We start from the raw sequence: 21,150 nt of genomic DNA, 5'->3' as shown, positions 1-21,150 counted from the left end.
ACAACTAACAAACTCCGAGGTCGGGCCTTCCGGGATGAGTGGGACCAAGCACGGTTAGTGTACGCCATGCGGCGCCTCTCCGCCCTGCAGAAATCGTACCCCAATGGCTGAGAGATGCCAGCCGTCCATCGATCTTGCTTGATCCGGCACACACTCGTTCCCAGTAATTCGGCGCGATTCGCAATGCTTAACTCCCGACAGCAGCCGCTCTGCGTCAAATATAGACCAACGAAGGCAAGTTGCGACCACACAACACCGACATCGAAGGAACGACTATGACGACGCTTGAAGCAACTAAGCCGAAGACATCATCGGGCGTCCCCCGCTCCGGTCGACTCTTCGTTCTCGAACTAAGCGGAGGCCGCATTCACTCGATGAACCCCGATGGTTCCGACCGCAAGACCATCGTCACGAATTGCCGCTTTCCCGACGGCATCGGCGTGGATTCCGAGGCCGGTCACATCTATTGGTCCAACATGGGTATCCCCCCTCTCAACGACGGCTCGATCGAGCGCGCCGACCTCGACGGCGCAAATCAAAAGGTCATTGTCCTGCAGGGCGTTACGCACACGCCGAAGCAGATCCACGTCGATAAGGTGAACGGCAAGCTCTATTGGTGCGACCGCGAGGGCATGCGCGTGATGCGCGCGAATCTCGACGGCTCGCAGGTCGAAACGCTGGTCGAGACCGGTCGCGGCGACAAGGATGCGCGCGATCAGACCCGCTGGTGTATCGGCATCGCCATCGATCCGAAGTTCAAGAAAATCTACTGGACGCAGAAGGGCCCCGACAATGGCGAGCAGGGCCGCATCTCCCGCGCGAACATCGACATCCCGACGGGCGAGACCCCTACGAACCGATCCGACATCGAGGTGCTGTTCGATCGCCTGCCGGAGCCGATCGACCTCGAGCTTGATCTGACGAACCGCATTCTCTACTGGACCGACCGCGGCGATCCCCCGCGCGGCAACACCGTCAATCGCGCGCCGATCGACACAAGGGCCGACCCGGAGATTGTGGTCACGCATTTGATGGAGGGCATCGGCATCGCTCTCGACGTGCCCGGCAACCGGATGTTCGTCACCGACCTAGCCGGCTCGATCTATTCCGCCGACCTCGATGGCAAGAACGAGCGCAACTTCCTCTACGCCCAGGGCAACCTCACCGGCATCGCCTACGCCGAACTCTAAACAAGAGCCCGACGCTCGTGCCGGCCGAATGGTCTGTCGCGGCAGTTGATGGCGTCGCGCCGTGTCTGGTGCGGAGCAAGCTGGAATTTGAGAGGCGGTCACCGCGGCGTCAGATGGAAATGCGCAGGAGCCACCCATGAAACACATCTTGACCGTGGTCACGTTCCTCATGGGAGCCCTGTGCTTCGCGATGTTCCTGATCATGGTGAAGCCAGATCCGCTAAGCGCAGTCCCCACACCGGGCAAGCCAGCGCGCTGCAAACTAACGGTTTCTCGTGACCCGGTATGCCGTAGCGAGCCCGAACGGCGAGAGCGCTGAGATCATCGTTCCCGCGAGAACCTCGCTGAAGCTGTCAATGACAATGAGCACTAACGAGGTGCACCTATGAGTTTGATGTTTGGAGAGACTGAGCCTGACAAGGCCCCCAGGCGTCGAGGCTTCCCACCGAGGGCGGAAGCGCGTCGTCATCGTCGCGCCGGCTTTGCCGGAATCGCCGCGGCACGCACGCTGCGGCAGACGGATGTCGATATCGTCCTGATCGACCACCGCAACTACCGCATATTTCAGCCACCGACCGCGGTGCTTTCTCCCGCCGAGATCGCCCGGCGAAATAGTGGATTTCACACAGACAAGTCTCCGGCTTGAGGAATCGACTACCATGAATACCACAGCGATTCCGTTACCCCGTCGCTCCTTGGCCTCACGGCCGAATGTGTTGAAGCGGCTACCCCACTTCGTCACATTGATGAAGCCGCGCGTGATGGCGCTCGCGCTTTTCACCGCGTTCGTCGGATTGATAGTTGCGCCGACCCGCCTCGATCCACTCCATGGATTCATTGCAATTCTCGCAATTGCAGCCGGCGCCGGAGCCGCCGGTGCGTTGAACATGTGGTATGATGCCGATATCGACGCGGTGATGGCTCGCACGGCGATGCGGCCAATTCCCCGCGGCAAGGTCTCGAAGGTTGAGGCGCTTGTCTTTGGCCTCGTCCTTGGGGTTTTCGCAGTCACAGCTCTCGCTTTGGCAACGAACCGCGCAGCAGCCGCCCTGCTGGCCTGCACGATTCTATTCTACGTTGCCGTGTACACGGCGTGGCTGAAACGGAGCACATCCCAGAACATCGTTATCGGCGGTGCGGCGGGCGCGCTGCCGCCCGTGATTGGATGGGCCGCGGCAACCGGACAAACTGCACTCGAGCCGCTTGCGCTTTTCCTCATCATCTTTCTCTGGACACCGGCCCATTTCTGGGCTCTCGCGCTTAATCGCGCCGACGACTATGCCCGCGCCGGCGTTCCCATGCTACCGGTTGTTGCGGGACGGGCCGCAACAACGCGGCAGATCGTGATCTACAGCGTCCTCCTCGTTCTCGCCTCCGAACTGCCTTGGGTGCTCGGCTTTGCAGGCGTGATCTATGGCGTGATCGCCGCGGTCTGCAGCGCGCCCTTCCTTCTGTTCGCACACCAGCTGAACAAGAGCACTGGAGCCGACCGTCGCGCTGCTCACAGGCTGTTCCTGTTTTCCATTTTCTATTTGTTCGCGCTATTTGCGGCGCTTCTGATCGATCACGGCGGCCGTCTGAATTCGTCGGCACCTAGCCCGCGCACTGACCACAACATCGGATGGGTCAACTCCGATGCGCTGCCCCGCGTCGCTCGCAGCGGAAGCCATCTTGTCAAGCTCAGCACACGGGAGGTCTAGTATGCGATACGGTTTGCTTGCAGCGGTCCTGCTCAGTGCCATGATCCTCGGTGGCTGTGATGGAGGCGTGCTCGATCCCAAAGGGCCGATCGCTCTTGCCGAACGCCAGATTTTAATCAACGCGACCGGCATTATGCTTGCGATCGTGATCCCGGTGATCATCGCGACGCTTGGCGTTGCCTTCTGGTTCCGCGCATCGAATGAGCGGGCACGCTACCGGCCGGACTTCGTCTATTCCGGCCGAGTCGAGATGCTCATCTGGTCGATCCCGCTGATGACCGTATTGCTCACCGGCACGGTAGCTTGGATTGCCGCATATGATCTCGATCCGCCCAAACCGATTGCCTCTTCTACGAGGCCTATCAAGGTTCAAGCCATCTCGCTCGACTGGAAATGGCTGTTCATCTATCCGGAACTGGGTGTCGCCAGCGTTAATCACTTGACTATTCCGGTCGGAACGCCGGTGAGCTTCGAGCTCACCTCCTCGGGCGTCATGAACAGCTTCTTCGTGCCACAGCTCGCTGGCCAGATCTACACCATGGCCGGAATGCTGACGCGGCTCAACTTGCAAGCCGACTACGCGGGAACGTATCGCGGCCTGTCGGCCCACTTCAGCGGCGACGGCTTCGCCGATATGCACTTCAACGTCGACGCGATGCCACCCGAACGCTTTGCTCAGTGGGTCGCTTCAACGCGTAGCGCTGGTCCGCTGCTGGATTCGAAGAGCTATACCGAGCTCGCCAAGCCGAGCGCCGCTGTGACGCCGTTCACCTATCACGCGGTCGCGCCCGGTCTCTTTGACAGCATCCGGATGTCCTCAATGCAGCCCGACGATGCGTTGTGCCAACGCTATCCCACATCGAAGCGAGCAGAAAAATGACTCTACTTGGCAAACTGGACTGGAGCGCTGTTCCCCTTGATCAGCCGATTATCATGGGCACGGTAGGCGGAATGGTTGTTGCGATCGTCTCCGTCCTCTCTTGGGTCACTCTCAAGGGGTACGTTCCCTACCTCTGGCGAGAGTGGATCACCTCCGTCGACCACAAACGCATCGGCGTCATGTATATCATTCTGGCACTGGTCATGCTGCTGCGCGGTTTCGCGGACGGAATCATGATGCGCACGCAGCAGGCGGTCGCGGCCGGCGGTGCGCAAGGGTTCCTGCCGCCTGAGCATTTCGACCAGATCTTCTCGGCGCATGGCACGATCATGATCTTCTTCGTGGCCATGCCGCTTGTGATCGGATTGATGAACTTTGCCGTCCCGCTGCAACTCGGCGTCCGCGATGTAGCATTTCCCACCATGAACTCGATCAGCTTCTGGCTCACCGCGTCCGGTGTTCTCCTCACCAACGTGTCGCTCGCTATAGGCGAATTCGCGAAGACCGGCTGGTTCGCCTATCCGCCGCTTAGCGAGCTGCAATTCTCTCCCGGAGTCGGCGTCGACTACTATCTCTGGTCGTTGCAAATCTCCGGCATTGGCACTTTGTTGAGCGGCGTCAATTTCGTCACCACGATCCTGAAGATGCGGGCTCCCGGCATGAGTTACATGCGCATGCCGGTTTTCTGCTGGACGGCGCTCGCCTCGAACCTGCTGATTGTGGCGGCGTTCCCGGTGCTGACAGCACTTTTCGCAATGCTTCTTCTCGATCGCTACCTTGGCTTTCACTTCTTCACCGTGGATGCCGGCGGCAACGCGATGATGTATGTGAATCTGTTCTGGGTCTGGGGCCATCCCGAAGTCTACATCCTGGTCCTGCCTGCATTTGGCATCTTTTCCGAAGTGACCGCCACCTTTTCGGGAAAATCGCTGTTCGGCTATCGCTCGATGATACTCGCGACCATGACGATCTGCGTGCTCTCCTACACGGTCTGGCTCCATCATTTCTTCACGATGGGCGCCAGCGCGAGCGTCAACGCTTTCTTCGGCATCACAAGCATGATTATCGGGGTGCCGACGGGCGTCAAAGTCTTCAATTGGCTGTTCACGATGTACGGTGGTCGCGTCCGGTTCACGGTGCCGGTGTTGTGGACGATCGGCTTCATGGTGTCGTTCGTGTTCGGCGGCCTGACGGGCGTTCTGCTCGCATTGCCGGCGGTCGACTGGCAGGTACACAATAGTGTCTTCCTGGTTGCCCATTTCCATCACGTCATTATCCCTGGCGTCCTGTTCGGGTGTATGGCCGGCTACAATTACTGGTTTCCCAAGGCATTCGGCTTCAAGCTGGATGAGCGCTGGGGCAAGGCGGCCTTCTGGTGCTGGTTCATCGGCTTCCACCTCGCTTTCATGCCGCTCTACGTGACGGGGCTGATGGGCATGCCCCGCCGTCTGCAACACTATGATGTCCTCTCATGGCAGCCTTGGTTGCTGGTCGCCGAGTCAGGCGCACTCGTCATCCTGCTTGGAATCATCTTCCAGATCGTTCAGCTCGTAGTGTCCGTTCGACACCGCGAAGAGCTCCGTGATGCGACGGGCGATCCGTGGAATGGTCGGACCTTAGAATGGGCGACCGCATCGCCGCCGCCCGCCTGGAACTTTGCGGTGCTGCCCCACGTGGACGGGCTCGATGCCTTCTGGACAAAAAAGCAGCGCGTACTCGCGAACCAGGAGCCGGCCGCGAGACCGCGCGCGTACCAGTCGATCGAAGTGCCCAAAAACAGCCCTGTCGGTTTCGTGACCGCGTTCTTCGCAGTGGTCGGCGGCTTCGCCCTGATCTGGCACATCTGGTGGATGGCAGGCTTCGGAGTTCTCGGCGCGGCCGTGACGTTGCTTGCCTTCATGTTCCGCACGAAAGACGAGGTCGAGATTCCCGCAGATAAGGTCGGCCTGTTCGATCGCGCGCACTCGGTGGAGGTTTCGCTATGAATGTCGCAGTTGAGATGGATGCGGTCCGCCATGGCGAACTGCTTGATATCAGCGAGGCGGGTCCCGCACCCAAGCGGATTATCGCTGGCTTCGGGTTCTGGATCTTTCTGCTGAGTGACATCGTGATGTTCTCGGCGCTGTTTGCGAGCTATGCCGTGCTCGCAAAGGCGAGCGCGGGCGGCCTGACCGGTGCTCAGCTGTTCGACCAGCGCAACGTCGCGATGGAGACCGCCCTTCTCCTGCTCTCCAGCTACAGCTGTGGAATGATGTCCTTGGCCATCAACTCGCAGCGATATCTCGCGACCTTCCTTGGCGCCGTTGTGACGTTCCTCCTGGGGGCGGCATTTCTCAAACTCGAGCTTCGCGAGTTCCAGGGCATGATTGCGTTGGGAGCGACGCCGGAACGGAGCGCCTTTCTGTCAGCGTTCTTCACGCTGGTCGGAAGTCACGGGCTGCACGTGACGGTCGGACTGGCATGGCTGGTTCTCATGATGGTTCAGCTGTCGCTGAGAGGTTTTCAGGACGCCGTGGTACGCCGCCTGCACTGCTTCTCCCTGTTCTGGCACGCACTCGACATCATCTGGGTTCTTATTTTCACCGTTGTCTATCTGATGGGAGTCCTTCCATGACCACCGAAACACATTGGGATGTTGCACCGGGAGAGCGGCCTGCAATCCCGGCCTCGGAGCGGAAAGCATCTTCCGGCCTTCTTGTGTACACGCTCGGCTTGCTGCTGGCCGTGATCCTGACAATCACATCCTTTTGGGTAGCAAACACCTCGGCGATTTGGGCGCCCGGCGTGCCCGCGGGACTCGTCGTTCTTGCGATCGCCCAGATGGGCGTGCACCTGGTATTCTTTCTTCATATCACGACCGGACCTGACAGCACCAACAATGTCCTGGCGCTCGCTTTTGGGGTACTCATCGTGTTTCTGGTCCTCGTGGGGTCGCTCGTGATCATGGCCAACTTGAATGAGAATATGATGGCGCATACTGAGCTGATGGATTTGCAAGTGCGGCACTGACCAGGCGAGTGCCATCAGGCCCGGCAAATACCTACCTTGGGACGAGCGGTTCGCCTCATCCAGCAGAATGAACAACGTCCACCGACGCAATTGCGCGCAGGAGTAGAGGCTAATGCCCGCAGTCGTTGAACAGTTCGCCGGTATGCTTGCCGCGGCCGGCGTCAAGCGCATCTACAGTATCGTCGGAGACAGCCTTAGCGGGCTGATGGACGCGATCTGCAAACAGGGGAAGATCGAGTGGCTGTGGCGAATTAGGCCACCCGGCGCGGCGCCGTTTCACTCTCGGCGCTGCTTGGCATTTCTGTTCCAACTCAAACACCCTGATCCAACCGTCGTCGGGCTGGCCCATATGGGCAGCTCCCGCAATAATTTGCACGATGCAATCGACCTCGCTCGACGGAACTGTGCTCTCTCGATCCTGAACATGGGACCCATAGAGGGCGTCTTTGCTTTGCCAAGGCTGGAGAAAACTAGCACGCGTACTCTTCGCCGATGTTCGGTTCGCCCTGACACCGACCGCCTTAGTGCAACCACGGCAAATGCCGCGACGGATTAATTGGCGACATAGACGCTCTGACTACGAGGTCGCGTCTTGCTCTGCAGGAATCGTAAATTGAAACAAGGTTCCGTGTGGCTCGCACGCCGTGGCCCAGAGCCGCCCCCCATGAGCCTCGACGATAGAGCGGCAGATCGCCAAACCCACACCCATTCCCTCCGCCTTGGTCGTGTAGAAGGGTTCAAAGAGGCGTGGGACACTCTCCGGCGCCAGCCCCGGCCCGGTATCCCGCACCCCGACGCGCACGCCTTCCGCCTCGTCGGTTTCCGTGCTGATCTGCAATTCGCGCCTGTTGTGACCGTCACCGCTCATCGCTTGGACGGCGTTGACGATCAAGTTGACGATCACCTGTTGAATCTGCACCCGGTCGCCCCGAATGAAGGGCAAGGGCTCGGCGAGTTCTGCCTGGATCGAGGCGCCGATCTTAACGACCTCACCTCGAGTGAGAATGATCGCGTTGCGGATCGCTTCATTTACGTCGAACCGATCCATCTTCGGCGGCGCTTTTTTGATGTGATCTCTAATCCGGCGGATGATATCTCCGGCCCGATCGGCTTCGGCCACAACACCGTCGAACGCTTCCCTGGCCTCACTCAGATTCGGCGGACTCAATTCCAGAAAGCGCAGCCCCGCTCGGGCGTTGTTGCGGGCGGTCGCGATCGGCTGGATGACCTCATGGGCGATAGATGAACTCAGCTGCTCAATGGTTGCGATACGATTGGCGCGTGCCAGTTCGATCTGCAGCTCGCGCAGCTCCCGCTCGCGGCGAGTGATGTCCAGGGCAATGGTCGCCTGCGCCGCGAAGTCCGTGACCAGTTCGATCTCTTTCTCCGTAAAGGGCTCTATGCGCCGCCGCGCAAGGCCAAGCGTTCCGATTAGCTCGTCGTTTCTGAGCATCGGCACGATCAGGGTTGTCCGAGCGGCACTGTTGGATACATACTCTCGCTCAGCTTCCCCCGCAGAACTGAGTTCATGATGTGTAGCTAAGTCGGGGATGTGGACCGGCGACCTGCTTCCGACGAGGCGACCTAGAAAGCTGCCGTATTCCAGAAGCTTTGGCGGCAGCGGCACGTCGCTGGCTCCGGGGCACCGTTTATATGCAACGAGACGAAAGCCTATTTCTTCGGTCAAACGGCAGAGGCCCCCCTCTGATCGGCAGAGATGCACTGCGTTGTCGAGAATGGTGTCGAATATCGGCTGCAAGTCGTGTGGCGAACTGGCAATGGCGCGCAGCACTGCCGAGATGGCCGCCCGTTGCCGAAGAACCTCGGCCAGTTCCTCTTGCAAATCTAAACTGCCGTGAGCAGCTTCGGGCGCTTCGCCGGTTTTGAGCTGATTCATTGCAGCTCCTTCCCGATCCAGTGCTGGCTCTGGAGGTCCATCAGTACTCGCCCAAACGGACGATCTTCGATCAGGTAGCGAACTGCTTCAGCGGCTTGGGACAGCGGAAAGACTCTGCTGATCGTAGGCTGCAGCGTTCCCTCCTTCAGGAATTCCAAGAGAGCCGCGTTCGCAGTTGCCACCGTTTGTTGGTCGAAAAGCCTGAAAGTGAACCCGCGGATCGTTGCAGCTTTCCAAATGATGTCGGTAACGTTGACCTCGGCCTTACGTCCTCCAGCATAGCCGGCAATGACTGCAGTTCCGCCAAAGGCGAGCGACGCGAGCGCCTCGCCAGTCAATCTTCCGCTAATGCCGTCGACGACGATGTCGACGCCCTTGCCTTCGGTGATACGCAGAATGCCATCCTTGAGGCTCTCCTTGGAAAGATCGATCACGTGATCGTATCCAGCCGCGCGAGCGTGATTAGCTTTGTCGGTGCTGCTGGCGGTGGAAATTGCCAACGAGGCGCCAAGGCGGCGAGCAACTTGCACGGTTTCCATCCCAACCGCACCGCCGATGCCGGGTGCCAGCACCGTCTGTCCCGGCTTGAACTTCGCGAGCTCCGTTAGCGAAAGATAGCCCGTCAAATATCCCGCACCCGCGAGATAGGCCGCGGCGTGGTCGTCGTCGATGCTATCGGGAATGAGCGAAAGACTCGCGGCGGGCGCCGCAACGAATTCGCGCCATGTGCCGTCGGCCATGATGCCGAAACCAGATCCCCTGACAAACACGCGATTGCCGACCGTAAAGGCATCACTCTTGCTCGCGGCGACCGAGCCCGCCCCCGTCTGACCGCCGATGCGTGGCAGGTTTTCGGGCGTTGCTCCATAATAGTGGCCCGAGCGAAACGTATTGTCGAGCGGGTTGATGCCGACAGTCCGCATTGCCACGAGAACTTCGCCATCCCCGAGCGCAGGCTGGGGAAGATCAACGAGGCGGTTCTCGCTGTAGTCGCCATAGGACCGGTATTGAATCGCTTTCATCGTCTTGCTCCATCCACCGCGGCGCGTGTCGGCAAACGATTTAGACCTCCCAAAACGGCGAAGTAGATGGTAGTTTCGGGAAGCACCCTTTCATTGGTGGAAAGGGACGCCATGGATCGACTGCGCAACCCATCCCGCCAATCATCAGCGACCAGAAGCGGCAGTGTTTGAGAGCTCTTTGCCAATGTGAAATAGCCGTGAGTCCTTGATCGAGGTCTATGCCCGTCAAACATCTTCAGCTGGGTTGCGGCATTGGCTTTCGCCCACCCCAGACGATGATGCCGGCTGCAATTAGATTGATGCCCGCGAACATGAGCAAGGGAGGTCCATAACTTCCCAGGCCATCACGCAACAGGCCGCAGATTACCGGCCCGAAGGCCGTGGCGAAGGCGATTGCGGCCGCTATCAGGCCATAGATCGAGCCGAACGAAACAGCTCCGAACTCGCGCCGTGCGATCAATGGGGACAGCGTCGTGATGTTGCCTATCGTGACGCCATACATGGCGCTCGCAAGGAGCAGTGAGAATGCGCTCGTTGCATTCGACATGTAAGCAAGAGCAACGGTCCCGAGCAACAAAACAACGGCGGTTGTCATGCGAAGATCAATCCTGTCGGCAAACCGAGCGAGCGCGACGCGGCCTCCGAACGCTGCCCCGGCAGCGAGCGATACGGCCGTCGATGCGCCGGCGTCCCCCAAGATCGTGGCCACAATGGGAACGTGATGACTGAGGAACGCGATCTGAACCAGCATGGCAAGAGCGAACGCAAGCAGCTGGGACTGAAACTGCCGGGTGCGCATTGCGCCATTGTGCGACCATTTGGCCTGCTGGATGCCGATTGAAGCAGCCTTTAAGCCGCCGTCCGGAAGCAGGCCGAGTTCTTGCGGAGACCGTTTCAGGACCAAGATCACGACGGGCAACAGGACGATGGTCGAAGCCAATCCGGCGAGGCCGAAGGCTTGTTTGACGCCGAGCAGGGCTATGCCGCCCAACAGCAAGGGCGTGCCGATCATGCCGCCCACGCTGGCGCCAAGGAGTGCCATTGAGACCGCTCGCCCCTGATACAATTCGAACCACGGAGCCAGCGTCGTGCTGATCGTGATCGTGGAAAGGCACGAGCGGCCGATCCCCATCACGGCGAACAGGCCGAATAGCTGCCAGCTTTCATGGCAGTAACCGAGGCCCGCGACAGACAAGGCCAAGGCAACCACGCCGGTGGCGAGAACCGGTTTTGCGCCCAGTTCGGCGGTCGCAGTGCCCACGCTCATCAGGCACGCGGCGTTCACGAGATAGGAGAAGGTCACAGCCGTCGAAACGAGACTGATCGAAAAGCCGCGTGTCTCCGACAGGGCGTGGATATAGACGCCCATGCCAAACACGCTGAGCGACCAGCCTATGACTGCAACCAGTCCACACGCGAGTACGATCCACCAACCATAAAACAGGTGACTTTTGCGCAGGGAGAGCAGGTCCATTTCATGCTGCCGTCGATGGAGTATTGCGAAACAGTGCCGTCGGTCATGATGCCGAGGCCAGGCCTTCTGACAAACACGCGATTGCCGACGTTGAAGGCATCACTCTTGCTTGCGACGACTGCGCCTGCCCCCGTCTCGAAAGAACTCGACGAGACCGGTGGCGACGGTGGAGGGATTCCTGCCCGGCAAGTCGTGGCTCGCACACGGTATCGATACCGTGTCGATTTCTGGAATCCACTGCTGCAGCAGATCGGCGCCCTCAAAGAAAACCGGCAATGTATCGCCGCCCCGCATCGACAGCACCGGGCGTGAAATATCTTTCAGGTCTTCGGTTGTGATATTCCAGTGTAGCATGGCTCCGAGTTCGACCTGAAAGTACGTGTCGATGTCGGATACCGCGCGGTCGAACGCACCCGCAGGCAGGACGCCGTCAGTGAATCGCCGGTAGTCTTGTCCGTATGCACCTGCCAGGACAACGTCCGCGGCCGCAGTTTTGTCTCCCGAGTCGTAGATCTCGCGGACAGATGCCGCCCATTCCGCGAACTGACCGCCGGACGGCACCAACGACAGGAGCGGCGGTTCCAGCAATGCCAACTTCCGCACTCTGCCGGGGGCATCGATCGTCATCTGCAATGCGATGCTTGCGCCAAAGGAATGCCCGGCCACGTGCGCCGACGCAATGCCAAGATGATTCAACAACGCGATGCAGTCCCTAGCCCACCCTTGCATCGTCATGCCCACCAGAGCGCGTGAGCTACCGGCGTAGCCGCGGCGCCGGTAATGGACGATCTGAAAATTCTCCGCGATTTCGGCCTGCTCGATCACCGGCACGAACCCATCCGACACAATCGCTCCGTGGATAAATACCACCGGCGCCCCGGACCCGCGGACATCATACTCGATGTCCGCGCCGTTCAGCTGCACTCGTTCCATTCGCGGCGCTCCAGTTATTTTCTTTCCAGAGCTCGTGCGATGAGAAGAGTGTCGGCGGTCTGCTGCAGGCGCACGACCTTGCCGTCTCGGATTGTCCAGAAATGGGCGAAGCGGGATTGCATCTTTCGCCCCTTCTTCGTAACGCCAACATAGCGTCCGAGAGCGATCACGTGATCGCCCGACTCGAAGTACTCGTCTCCTTCCGCGTAGAACTCGTCGAAGTCGGCCAAGAATGGGAAGAATTCATTAAACGTCGTGTCGAGACCGCGATAGACGCCCCCGTTGGGGAATCCTTCGGCAATATCATACTCGAGGTCATCCGCCAGGAGCGCTTTGAAAGCATTCACGTCTCCCCTGGCGCCGTACAATTTCCGGATGAGAGCGATCTGCGACGAATCCGACATGCGAACCTTCCTTAGGTTGATGTTGATGGCCCACTCGAGAGCGACACTGTCGGCAAACGATTTAGACCTCCCAAAACAGCTTAGTAGATGGTAGTTTCGGGAAGCACCCTTTCACTGGTGGAAGGAACGCCATGGATCGACTGGAGGCGATGACCATCCTGCTGGCTGCGGTCGATACCGGGAGTCTCTCGGGAGCCAGCCGCCATCTCCGGATTCCGCTTGCGACGGTCAGTCGTCGGGTTGTGGAGCTGGAAGAGTACTTGCATGTCCGGCTGCTCCACCGGGGTCACCGAAAAGTGGTCTTGACCGATGCAGGGCGCAGCTACCTCGATTCATGTCGTCGGATCATGGAAGAGATCGCAGAAGTCGAACGCACGGCGTCTGGCGAATATCGCGCCCCTCAGGGTGAATTGATCATCACCGCGCCTGCAGTCCTGGGTCGCAGCCACGTTCTGCCCATTGTCGCGGAGTTCCAGCGCGCGTTTCCGGACATCCGGGTGCGACTGCAACTAAGGGATCGATACGTGAACCTAGTGGAGGAACACGTCGATCTCGCCGTGCGCATCGGGGGGTTGCCAGACAGCAGCATGATTGTAACGCGCGTTGGGGTAATTCGCCGAGTGGTGTGTGCAAGCCCCGCCTATTTGAAGGCTCGCGGCGTGCCGAAAGAACCCGCCGATCTGGCATCGCATGACTGCGTGACTTACGACCCCGGGACTCCCTGGGAGTTTCGCCGAAACGGGGCGACGCAGACGATCGATGTGCCGTCTCGTCTCGCTGTGAACTTGGGTGAGGTGGCGGCTGCTGCATCAGTCGCCGGAGCCGGAATCTCCAAGGTGCTGTCGTATCTCATCGAGGACTTGCTGAAGTCGCGTTCGCTGGTGACTCTGCTCGATGCGTATGAGCCATCACCGTTTCCGGTCAGCGTTGTCTACCCGAGCCAGCGGCACGTTCCGCTGAAACTTCGTGCTTTCCTTGATTTTGCAGTCCCGCGATTGAGGAAGCGATTTGCCGACAAGACCTCCTAGCGGCTAAGTTCTTCTCCGACTGGCTTCTGACACCTGACATCGAGCGGTGCGGCAGACGGGCTTTGCCGTAACCGACGCGACCACCAGCCTCGCATGCTACTTTGCCGTCTGCTGCGCGCGCTGCGAGCGGGCGCATCAGCGAATAAGCTTCGGTAGACCCGGGCTAAACGCCTCCACCGCACACAAAAGAGAAGCCGACGCCAGGTTTCCCTTCCGGCCCATCCGGCGGATGGTCGCGCCAAATCTGTGGTCAGTTTCGCACCGCGGTCCAATAGCCTGAGCAACGCGCGCTCCCCGAATAGCCGCTCCACGTTCCGCGACCCGAGTTGCTCGAGAGTCGGCCCGAGCCGGATGCGAATTTGTCGTGAACAGTCACGGAAGCGCGAACGGCACCCGAGCGAGCTACATGGCCCCTGAACCTCACCAGATTCGGATGCGTAACGACACCGTTGCTGATGTTGACCGAGAAATTGTAGGTCGGATCGCACGCCCCGCTTTGCGTCACGAAAAGAAGGTCCCAGGAGCCATCGTAGGCAACGCGGGCTTGCGCACCGGAGATAAATGCGAACAGGCAACTCGCGGTTACCGCATAAGCGAGAACGTGTTTCATCATCTGCTCCAAAGTTGTGGTCGTTGTTTTCGCCGATCCAAAGAGCTGTATGCCCATCCGATCCAACAACAGAAAGGGGCGGCCGGTCCTCGGGCGAAAGGAGGACCGGCCGTAGGGAGCCGCGGCGACGGAAGGGGCGCCGAGGCCAAGCACTTGTGAAACTGTCTGCTTCCGCGAGGCAAACTGGTATCTGACAAGGAGCGTCAGTACGAGTAATTCAATCCGAAGCTCAGCGAATTGTGGCAAATGCGACTAGGCCACGTGTTCCTTGGCTTCTCCCACTGCGCCGTCTGCACGCAGCCCCTCGATGCCCTTCGCGTCGAATCCCAACTCCTGGAGGACCTCATCGGTGTGCTCGCCGAGCCCGGGCGCGCGCCGCGCCGGCACCTTGGTGACGCCATGCACCTGGATTGGGCTGCTGATCGTCGAGGTGAGCTTGTCGCCGGCGCCTTCGAGCGGAACGATGATGTCGTTCGCCCTGACCTGCGGGTCGTTGATGACTTCCTGCGGCTCGCGCACAGCCCCGATCGTGAAGCCGCGGAGCACCTCGTACCAATGCGCCATTGGCTGAGTGCTGAAGACCTTGTCGAGAATGGCGACAAGTTCGAGCCGGTTCGCCGCGAGTTTCGCGGGATCGGAGAATCGCGGATCTGTCAGGAGGTCCGGAAGCCCGATGGCTTTCGCCGCATCCGCCCACTTGTCGGGCGTGAGGGCGAGAACAAACCACGTGCCGTCGGCGGCGCGATACACATTCGCTGCGGCGCTCGCCGGATTGCTGGGATCATGCAGCCCGTAGAACTTCGCGTCGGCGAGCGCCGCCTGGATTGAGACGCTTGCCGACCAGATGCCCTCAGCAAGTAGCGAGGTCGTGACATACGCGCCCTCGCCCGTGCGCTCGCGGCGATAGAGTGCGGTAACGATCGCCGAATAGATGCCGACGCCTGTCGCGGCGTCGCCGCTGCCGGCTACCGGCCAGGTTGGCGGCGCCCCGGCATCGCGCGTCATCGACAGAAGGCCACTGCGCGCCCAATATGCCGTGAGGTCGAAGCCCGGCATGCCGGCGTCCGGCCCCTTTTCGCCGAACCCCGTAAGATCCGCGTAGATCAGCCGCGGATTCCATTGCACGACGTCGGTGTATTCGAGCTTCAATTTCTTCCGCGCGGGATGTGGCGTATTAACGATGAACACGTCCGCCCATTTGACGAGCTTCTCGAGAACCTGCTGAGCGCTTGGCGACTTCAGGTCGAGCACCATCCCGCGCTTGTTGCGGTTGGTGAGATGAAAGGGGTAAGGGTCCTTCGCCGACGGCATCGGAGGAAACCGATGCGCGTGTCTAAAGATGTCGCCGGAAGGTGGTTCGACCTTGACGACGTCGGCGCCGAAGTCCGAGAGAATCACGGCGGCGGTGGGAGCCGCAACGAAGGTCGAGAAGTCTACGACTTTGAGTCCAGAAAAGATGTTGTCGCTTGCCATTGGGTCTCTCCTAAATTGTCGTGTTTGCTTCAGCGGCCCAGGAACTGCGGGCGCGCTTCTCGAGGAAAGCGTCGTCCAGCCTGTACCTGTCCCGAGTTCCGAGTTAGATCGCTAAGCCGATTGCGATGTCCGTTACATCTGGCTGTAGTTCGGACCGCCTCCGCCTTGCGGAGCAGTCCAAGTGATGTTGCCGGCGGGATCCTTAATGTCGCAGGTCTTGCAGTGAACGCAGTTCTGCGCATTGATGACGAACTTGAGGTCTGCACCTTCGCCGACCCACTCGTAGACGCCGGCCGGGCAATACCGGTTTGAGGGGCCCGCGAATACGTCGTGCTCGATTCGCTTCTCCGTCTCTAGGTTTGCAACGTGCAGGTGAACAGGCTGGTCCGCTTCGTGATTTGCGCCCGACAGGAAAACCGAACTGAGGCGATCGAAGGTGAGCTTTCCGTCCGGTTTGGGATAGGCGATGGGCTTGAATTTTGAAGCCGGCTCCAGAGTTTGATTGTCCGGCTTGCCGTGCGATAGTGTTCCGAACAGCGAGAATCCAAGAGTGTTCGTCCACATGTCCAGGCCGCCGAGCCCGACGCCGATGATCGTGCCGAACCTGGACCAAAGGGGCTTCACGTTGCGTACCCTACGCAGGTCGCGCCCAATGTCGGACGTGCGCCAGCTCGCCTCGTAGGCCTCGAGCTCATCGTGGGCACGCCCCGCGGCGAGCGCCTCGGCGACCTTCTCGGCGGCGAGGATGCCCGAGAGCATCGCGTTGTGCGAGCCCTTGATCCGCGGGACGTTGACGAAGCCTGCCGCGCACCCGATGAGAGCTCCTCCGGGAAAGGTGAGCTTCGGTACTGACTGCCAGCCCCCTTCGGTTATGGCACGCGCGCCGTAGCTGATGCGTTTGCCACCGGCGAGCGTCGAGCGAACCAGAGGATGGGTCTTGAAGCGCTGCAGCTCCTCGAACGGGCTGATCCAGGGGTTGTGATAATTGAGGTGGACCACGAATCCCACGGAGACCAGATTGTCTCCCCAATGGTACAGAAAAGAACCTCCGCCGGTGTGATTGTCGAGCGGCCAGCCGAAGGTGTGCTGTATGAGCCCGGCGCGGTGCTGCTCGGCAGGCACCTGCCAGACCTCTTTGAGGCCGATACCGAACTTGGCCGGATCGTGATCCTGCTGCAGCGCGAATTTTGCAATGACCGCCTTGGTCAGGCTGCCGCGCGCGCCTTCGGCAAAGAGCGTGTATTTGCCACGTAGCTCAATGCCGCGCGTGAAGCCTTGCTTGGGTTGCCCGTCCTTACCGACGCCCATGTCGCCCGTGGCCACGCCCAGGACCTCGCCACCCGACCCGTACAGCACCTCCGTGGCCGCAAAGCCGGGATAGAGCTCCACGCCGAGCGATTCGGCTTTCGTGGCAAGCCAGCGACAGACATCGCCGAGCGAGACGACGAAGTTGCCATGATTGCTCATGAGCGGCGGCATCAACCAGTTCGGCAGCCGCACGGCCCGGCGCTTCGTGAGCCAGTAGAAGCGATCCTTCATCACTGCCTGGCGCAACGGATGGGATGATTCATTGCGCCAGTCAGGCAGCAGCCGATCCAGGCCGATCGGATCGATCACGGCGCCCGAGAGAATGTGCGCGCCGACTTCGGATCCCTTCTCCACGATGACGACGGAGCACTGTGGTGCCACTTGCTTCAAGCGGATGGCCGTGGAAAGTCCGGCCGGTCCTGCTCCCACAATGACCACGTCGAATTCCATCGCCTCTCGGGCAGGCAGTTCGTTCGGGCTCATGCGATCAGTCCTGTAGAATTGGGGGCTTCGGGGTGTGGTCGGCGCGCACTAGAACAGCTCGGCCGGCATATCCATTGCCCCAGCGCCTCCCGCCTTGACGCAGGCCAGCCGAAACTGCGTCTCGGGCAGCATCCGCTCGACAAAGAACTGCCCGGTCACCAACTTCGCCTTGAGGTACGGGTCCGTAGCACCTTCGCTGAGTTTTCGCTGAACCGCTTCGGCAATCTGACACCACATGTGTGCGAGCGCGACGAGCCCAAATAGATACATATAATCTCGGGCGCCGCAGCCAACGAGGTCTTGGTCCTTCGCGCCGTTCTTGGCGAGCCACTCCGTGGCCTCTTGCAAATGACCCAGAGCTTCACGCGTGCGCGTGACAAAGGGCGCCAGACCGGGATCTTCCGCATGCTCCTTGAGGAAACTCTCGATTTCCGCGAAATAGCTGCCGACCACCCGGCCACCCTCCAGCCCGAGTTTGCGACCGACGAGGTCGAGAGCCTGAATGCCGTTCGTCCCTTCGTAAATCTGTGAGATGCGTGAGTCGCGCACGAACTGTTCCATGCCGGTCTCTGCGACATATCCGTAGCCGCCGAAGACCTGCTGTGCGGTCACGGTGCTGAGAAACCCCTGGTCCGAAAAGAACGCCTTGATCACCGGAGTTAGCAGCGCCATGCGGTTCTCGGCATCCCGCAGCGCGGCAGGATCGTTCTTGCGCATAGCCACGTCATTCCGCAAATTGGTTGAGATGATGAGCGCCCTTCCCGCTTCGGTGAAAGCACGGATGCTCATCAGCATGAGGCGCACGTCGCCATGAACGATGATCGGATCTGCGGGTTTCTCAGGAAACTTGAGCCCGGAGAGGGAGCGGCCCTGGAGGCGCTCCCGTGCGTAGGCCGCGGCGTTCTGATAAGCCACTTCGGCAAGCCCAACACTTTGTCCCCCAACAAACATGCGCGAGTGATTCATCAACACGAACATCGCCGGCATGCCACGGTTCTCTTCACCGATGAGCCAACCTGTGGCATCGTCATAATTCAGGACGCAGGTGCAATTGCCGTGGATGCCCATCTTGTGTTCGATGGAGCCACAGCTGACCCCATTGCGCTTGCCCGGCTCCCCATTGGCGGCGGGCAGCAACTTCGGCACGACGAACAGCGAGAGCCCCTTGGTGCCGTGGGGTGCGCCCTCGATGCGAGCGAGAACGAAATGGATGATGTTCTCGGCGAGATCGTGCTCACCAGCGGAGATGAACACCTTTGAGCCCGTCACTCGATAGCTGCCATCCGCCTCCTCGCGGGCACGAGCATAGGACAATCCGACATCACTTCCGGCATGGGCCTCGGTGAGGTTCATCGTACCAGTTGCCTTCCCGGAAATGAGATCCGGCACATAAGTCGCCTTGAGCTCATCAGAGGCGTGCGTGAGCAGCGCCGCGATGCCTCCCTGGGTCAGGCCGCCATACATGTAGAAGGCAAGACTCGCGGAGGAGAAGAACTCCCCGACGATTGCACTCAGTGTTTCTGGTAGGCCTTGTCCACCGTACTGCTCGGGAGCGGCTATGCCGACCCAACCGCCCGCGACTTGCTGTTGATAGGCCTCGCGGAATCCCTTGGGCGTCGTAACGGAGGCATCCGGATGCCGCTGGCAGCCCTCAACGTCACCGACCCGATTGAGGGGAGTAATAACGTTCTCGGCAAACTTCGCCGCCTCTTCGAGCATTGCCTGCAGAGTCTCGGGGGTCAGATCCGAGAATCCCGGCAGATCGGCATGGCGGGAGATTTCAAACACGTCGTTGAGCAGGAAGAGTGTGTCGCGGACGGGGGCCTTGTACGAGGGCATGGATGATTCCTTAGCGTGTGCGGTTCGGGTTCAGTTCGTGCGGGCTACGCGTGAGACTTGGCGAGCTCAGCGGCCATTTCCGGAAGCGCCGTATAAAGGTCCGCAACCAGGCCGTAGTCAGCCACTTGAAAGATCGGTGCATCCGGATCCTTGTTGATCGCGACAATGACCTTCGCGTCCTTGATACCCGCCAGATGTTGAATAGCGCCGGAGATTCCCGCGGCAATGTACAGATCCGGCGCAACGATCTTGCCCGTCTGGCCCACCTGCCAGTCGTTCGGGGCATAGCCGGCGTCGACTGCCGCGCGCGAGGCGCCAATTGCGGCACCCAGCTTGTCGGCGATCGGCTCGATAAATTTCGTGAAGTTCTCCCGGCTCTCAAGCGCACGACCGCCGGAGATGATGATCCGCGCGCTCGTCAGCTCCGCTCGCGCGGAGACGTGGAGCTCCTCGCTTTCGAATTGCGATGTGCCCGGGTTGGCAACTGCCGGAACCGGCTCCACAGGAGCAGTTCCGCCGCCGGCCGCGCGCGGAAACGCAGTTGTTCGTACGGTCATGACTTTCTTCTTGTCGGTCGTCTGGACGGTCTCGATGACATTTCCCGCGTAGATCGGTCGCTCGAAAGTGTCTGGTGAGATCACTCGGCTTACATCCGAGATCTGCATGACGTCGAGCAATGCTGCGACGCGCGGCAGGATGTTGCGCCCTGAACTGGACGACGGAGCAAGTATTGCATCGTATGGCGCGGCGAGCGAAACGATCAGCGCGGCGAATGGCTCAGCCAGCATGCGCTCGTAAGCGTCTGCGTCAGCCAGCAGAACCCTTGCGACGCCGGAGAGCTGAGCCGCCTGTTCGGCAACCGCTCGGCAGCCTTTGCCCGCGATAACCACGTCCACCTCACCTCCGAGTGATACGGCACAACTCAATGCCTTGGCCGTCGCCTCCGTGAGTGTCTTGTTGTCGTGATCCCCGATCAGTAGTGTTTTCATTTTAGATAACTCCAGCTTCGTTACGCAGTTTGTCGAGCAATTCGGTCACACTCTTCACCTTGATGCCTGCTTTGCGGTGGGGCGGCTCAGCCAGTTTCAAAACCTGAAGCCGTGGCTTCAGATCTACTCCATACGAGTCGACGCTGTTCTGCTCGATCGGCTTCTTCTTCGCTTTCATGATGCTGGGAAGGGCGGCGAAACGCGGTGTGTTCAGGCGCAGGTCGCACGTGATGATCGCCGGTAATCGCAGCCGCACCGTTTGGTGTCCGCCGTCGACCTCGCGGGTGACGAGCACCTGATCGCCTTCGACCGTGACATTCGAGGCGCAGGTTGCCTGAGGCCATCCCAGCAACCCCGCGAGCATCTGTCCGGTTTGATCGTTGTCATAATCGATCGCCTGCTTGCCGAGGATCACGAGCTGCGGATTCTCTTTCTCGATGACCGCCTTCAGTATCTTGGCCACAGCCAGAGGCTCGAGGTCCCCCTCCCCGATGACGAGCTGCCCGCGATCCGCGCCGATTGCGAAGGCGCTGCGCAGCACTTCGGTCGCTTCTGCAGATCCGATGCTCACGCACACTATCTCCGTCGCCGAACCTTTCTCCTTCAGACGCGTCGCTTCCTCTACAGCGATCTCATCGAACGGATTGATCGACATCTTGACGCCGCTCAGATCGACGCCGGAGCCATCGGCCTTCACGCGCACATGCGCGTTGGCATCGACGACGCGTTTGACGGGTACCAGGATCTTCATGTTGAGGCTCTCTTCATTGGAAAGACCAGACGAGTTATCGTTGCTTCGGATGTAACTCGTGTATATGGCACCGTGCGACATGATCGAAGTTAAGGATAGCGAATCGATGCGAGTTCTAAGGAGCCAGTCGCGCCCAGCGCTCACGATAGCGGCTTGCATC

Annotated in this window: 18 protein-coding genes; 8 read left to right on the top strand and 10 right to left on the bottom strand. The window is 60.2% G+C overall.

The window, feature by feature from the left end; translation table 11 throughout:
* Positions 1-374 precede the first annotated feature (374 nt).
* The 7 genes from QDT69_RS33500 to QDT69_RS33470 all read left to right on the top strand — a co-directional run bounded on the left by QDT69_RS33500 (position 375) and on the right by QDT69_RS33470 (position 7,335).
* Positions 375-1,190: a 3-hydroxyacyl-CoA dehydrogenase gene (locus tag QDT69_RS33500; protein ID WP_347952181.1), complete on the top strand. Its 816-nt coding sequence runs from the start codon at positions 375-377 to the stop codon at positions 1,188-1,190.
* 659 nt (positions 1,191-1,849) lie between these two features.
* Positions 1,850-2,890 carry a heme o synthase gene (locus QDT69_RS33495; RefSeq protein WP_279710740.1) on the top strand — a complete coding sequence of 347 codons (1,041 nt, stop codon included), beginning with the start codon at positions 1,850-1,852 and terminating at the stop codon, positions 2,888-2,890.
* Between the two features lies 1 nt (position 2,891).
* Entirely contained in the window at positions 2,892-3,770 is an 879-nt protein-coding gene (cyoA, locus tag QDT69_RS33490) for a ubiquinol oxidase subunit II (RefSeq protein ID WP_279710739.1), read from the top strand.
* On the top strand, positions 3,767-5,755 hold the full coding sequence (cyoB, locus tag QDT69_RS33485) for a cytochrome o ubiquinol oxidase subunit I (protein WP_279710738.1): 1,989 nt from the start codon (positions 3,767-3,769) through the stop codon (positions 5,753-5,755). Before cyoA ends, cyoB begins: the two co-directional genes overlap by 4 nt.
* On the top strand, positions 5,752-6,384 hold the full coding sequence (locus QDT69_RS33480) for a cytochrome (ubi)quinol oxidase subunit III (protein ID WP_279710737.1): 633 nt from the start codon (positions 5,752-5,754) through the stop codon (positions 6,382-6,384). The genes cyoB and QDT69_RS33480 overlap by 4 nt, the downstream gene beginning before the upstream one ends.
* Positions 6,381-6,779, top strand: coding sequence for a cytochrome o ubiquinol oxidase subunit IV (gene cyoD, locus QDT69_RS33475; protein ID WP_279710736.1), 399 nt, complete (start codon positions 6,381-6,383; stop codon positions 6,777-6,779). Before QDT69_RS33480 ends, cyoD begins: the two co-directional genes overlap by 4 nt.
* A gap of 112 nt (positions 6,780-6,891) precedes the next feature.
* The gene (locus tag QDT69_RS33470; RefSeq protein ID WP_279710745.1) at positions 6,892-7,335 is read left to right on the top strand and encodes a hypothetical protein; all 444 of its coding nucleotides are present in this window, start codon (positions 6,892-6,894) and stop codon (positions 7,333-7,335) included.
* Positions 7,336-7,356: 21 nt separating this feature from the next.
* Here the strand turns inward: QDT69_RS33470 and QDT69_RS33465 are convergent, their stop codons facing one another.
* From QDT69_RS33465 to QDT69_RS33445, 5 genes are all read right to left on the bottom strand, one after another.
* Positions 7,357-8,676, bottom strand: coding sequence for an ATP-binding protein (locus QDT69_RS33465; RefSeq protein WP_279710735.1), 1,320 nt, complete (start codon positions 8,674-8,676; stop codon positions 7,357-7,359).
* The gene (locus QDT69_RS33460; protein ID WP_279710734.1) at positions 8,673-9,698 is read right to left on the bottom strand and encodes a zinc-binding alcohol dehydrogenase family protein; all 1,026 of its coding nucleotides are present in this window, start codon (positions 9,696-9,698) and stop codon (positions 8,673-8,675) included. The genes QDT69_RS33465 and QDT69_RS33460 overlap by 4 nt, the downstream gene beginning before the upstream one ends.
* 235 nt (positions 9,699-9,933) lie before the next feature.
* Complete coding sequence (locus QDT69_RS33455; protein ID WP_279710733.1) at positions 9,934-11,172, bottom strand: MFS transporter; 1,239 nt, start codon at positions 11,170-11,172, stop codon at positions 9,934-9,936.
* Between the two features lie 99 nt (positions 11,173-11,271).
* Positions 11,272-12,105, bottom strand: coding sequence for an alpha/beta hydrolase (locus QDT69_RS33450; RefSeq protein WP_279710732.1), 834 nt, complete (start codon positions 12,103-12,105; stop codon positions 11,272-11,274).
* A 14-nt stretch (positions 12,106-12,119) separates the two neighbouring features.
* Complete coding sequence (locus tag QDT69_RS33445) at positions 12,120-12,509, bottom strand: nuclear transport factor 2 family protein (protein WP_279710731.1); 390 nt, start codon at positions 12,507-12,509, stop codon at positions 12,120-12,122.
* Between the two features lie 131 nt (positions 12,510-12,640).
* Here QDT69_RS33445 and QDT69_RS33440 point away from each other — a divergent pair, with 131 nt between their 5' ends.
* On the top strand, positions 12,641-13,537 hold the full coding sequence (locus QDT69_RS33440) for a LysR family transcriptional regulator (RefSeq protein ID WP_279710730.1): 897 nt from the start codon (positions 12,641-12,643) through the stop codon (positions 13,535-13,537).
* Positions 13,538-14,399: 862 nt separating this feature from the next.
* Here the strand turns inward: QDT69_RS33440 and QDT69_RS33435 are convergent.
* The 5 genes from QDT69_RS33435 to QDT69_RS33415 form a co-directional block, all read right to left on the bottom strand.
* Complete coding sequence (locus QDT69_RS33435; RefSeq protein WP_279710729.1) at positions 14,400-15,620, bottom strand: CoA transferase; 1,221 nt, start codon at positions 15,618-15,620, stop codon at positions 14,400-14,402.
* Positions 15,621-15,752: 132 nt separating this feature from the next.
* Entirely contained in the window at positions 15,753-17,411 is a 1,659-nt protein-coding gene (locus QDT69_RS33430) for an electron transfer flavoprotein-ubiquinone oxidoreductase (RefSeq protein WP_279710728.1), read from the bottom strand.
* 48 nt (positions 17,412-17,459) lie between these two features.
* Complete coding sequence (locus QDT69_RS33425) at positions 17,460-19,250, bottom strand: acyl-CoA dehydrogenase C-terminal domain-containing protein (RefSeq protein WP_279710727.1); 1,791 nt, start codon at positions 19,248-19,250, stop codon at positions 17,460-17,462.
* 44 nt (positions 19,251-19,294) lie between these two features.
* Positions 19,295-20,239, bottom strand: a complete 945-nt coding sequence (locus QDT69_RS33420) for an FAD-binding protein (RefSeq protein ID WP_279710726.1) — start codon at positions 20,237-20,239, stop codon at positions 19,295-19,297.
* A 1-nt stretch (position 20,240) separates the two neighbouring features.
* Positions 20,241-20,990, bottom strand: coding sequence for an electron transfer flavoprotein subunit beta/FixA family protein (locus QDT69_RS33415; RefSeq protein WP_279710725.1), 750 nt, complete (start codon positions 20,988-20,990; stop codon positions 20,241-20,243).
* Positions 20,991-21,150 lie beyond the last annotated feature (160 nt).

The sequence above is a fragment of the Bradyrhizobium sp. CER78 genome, from assembly GCF_029846235.1.
Classification (GTDB): domain Bacteria; phylum Pseudomonadota; class Alphaproteobacteria; order Rhizobiales; family Xanthobacteraceae; genus Bradyrhizobium.
The sequence above is the reverse complement of the archived record's forward strand: the minus strand, read 5'-3'. Positions and strand labels throughout refer to the sequence as shown.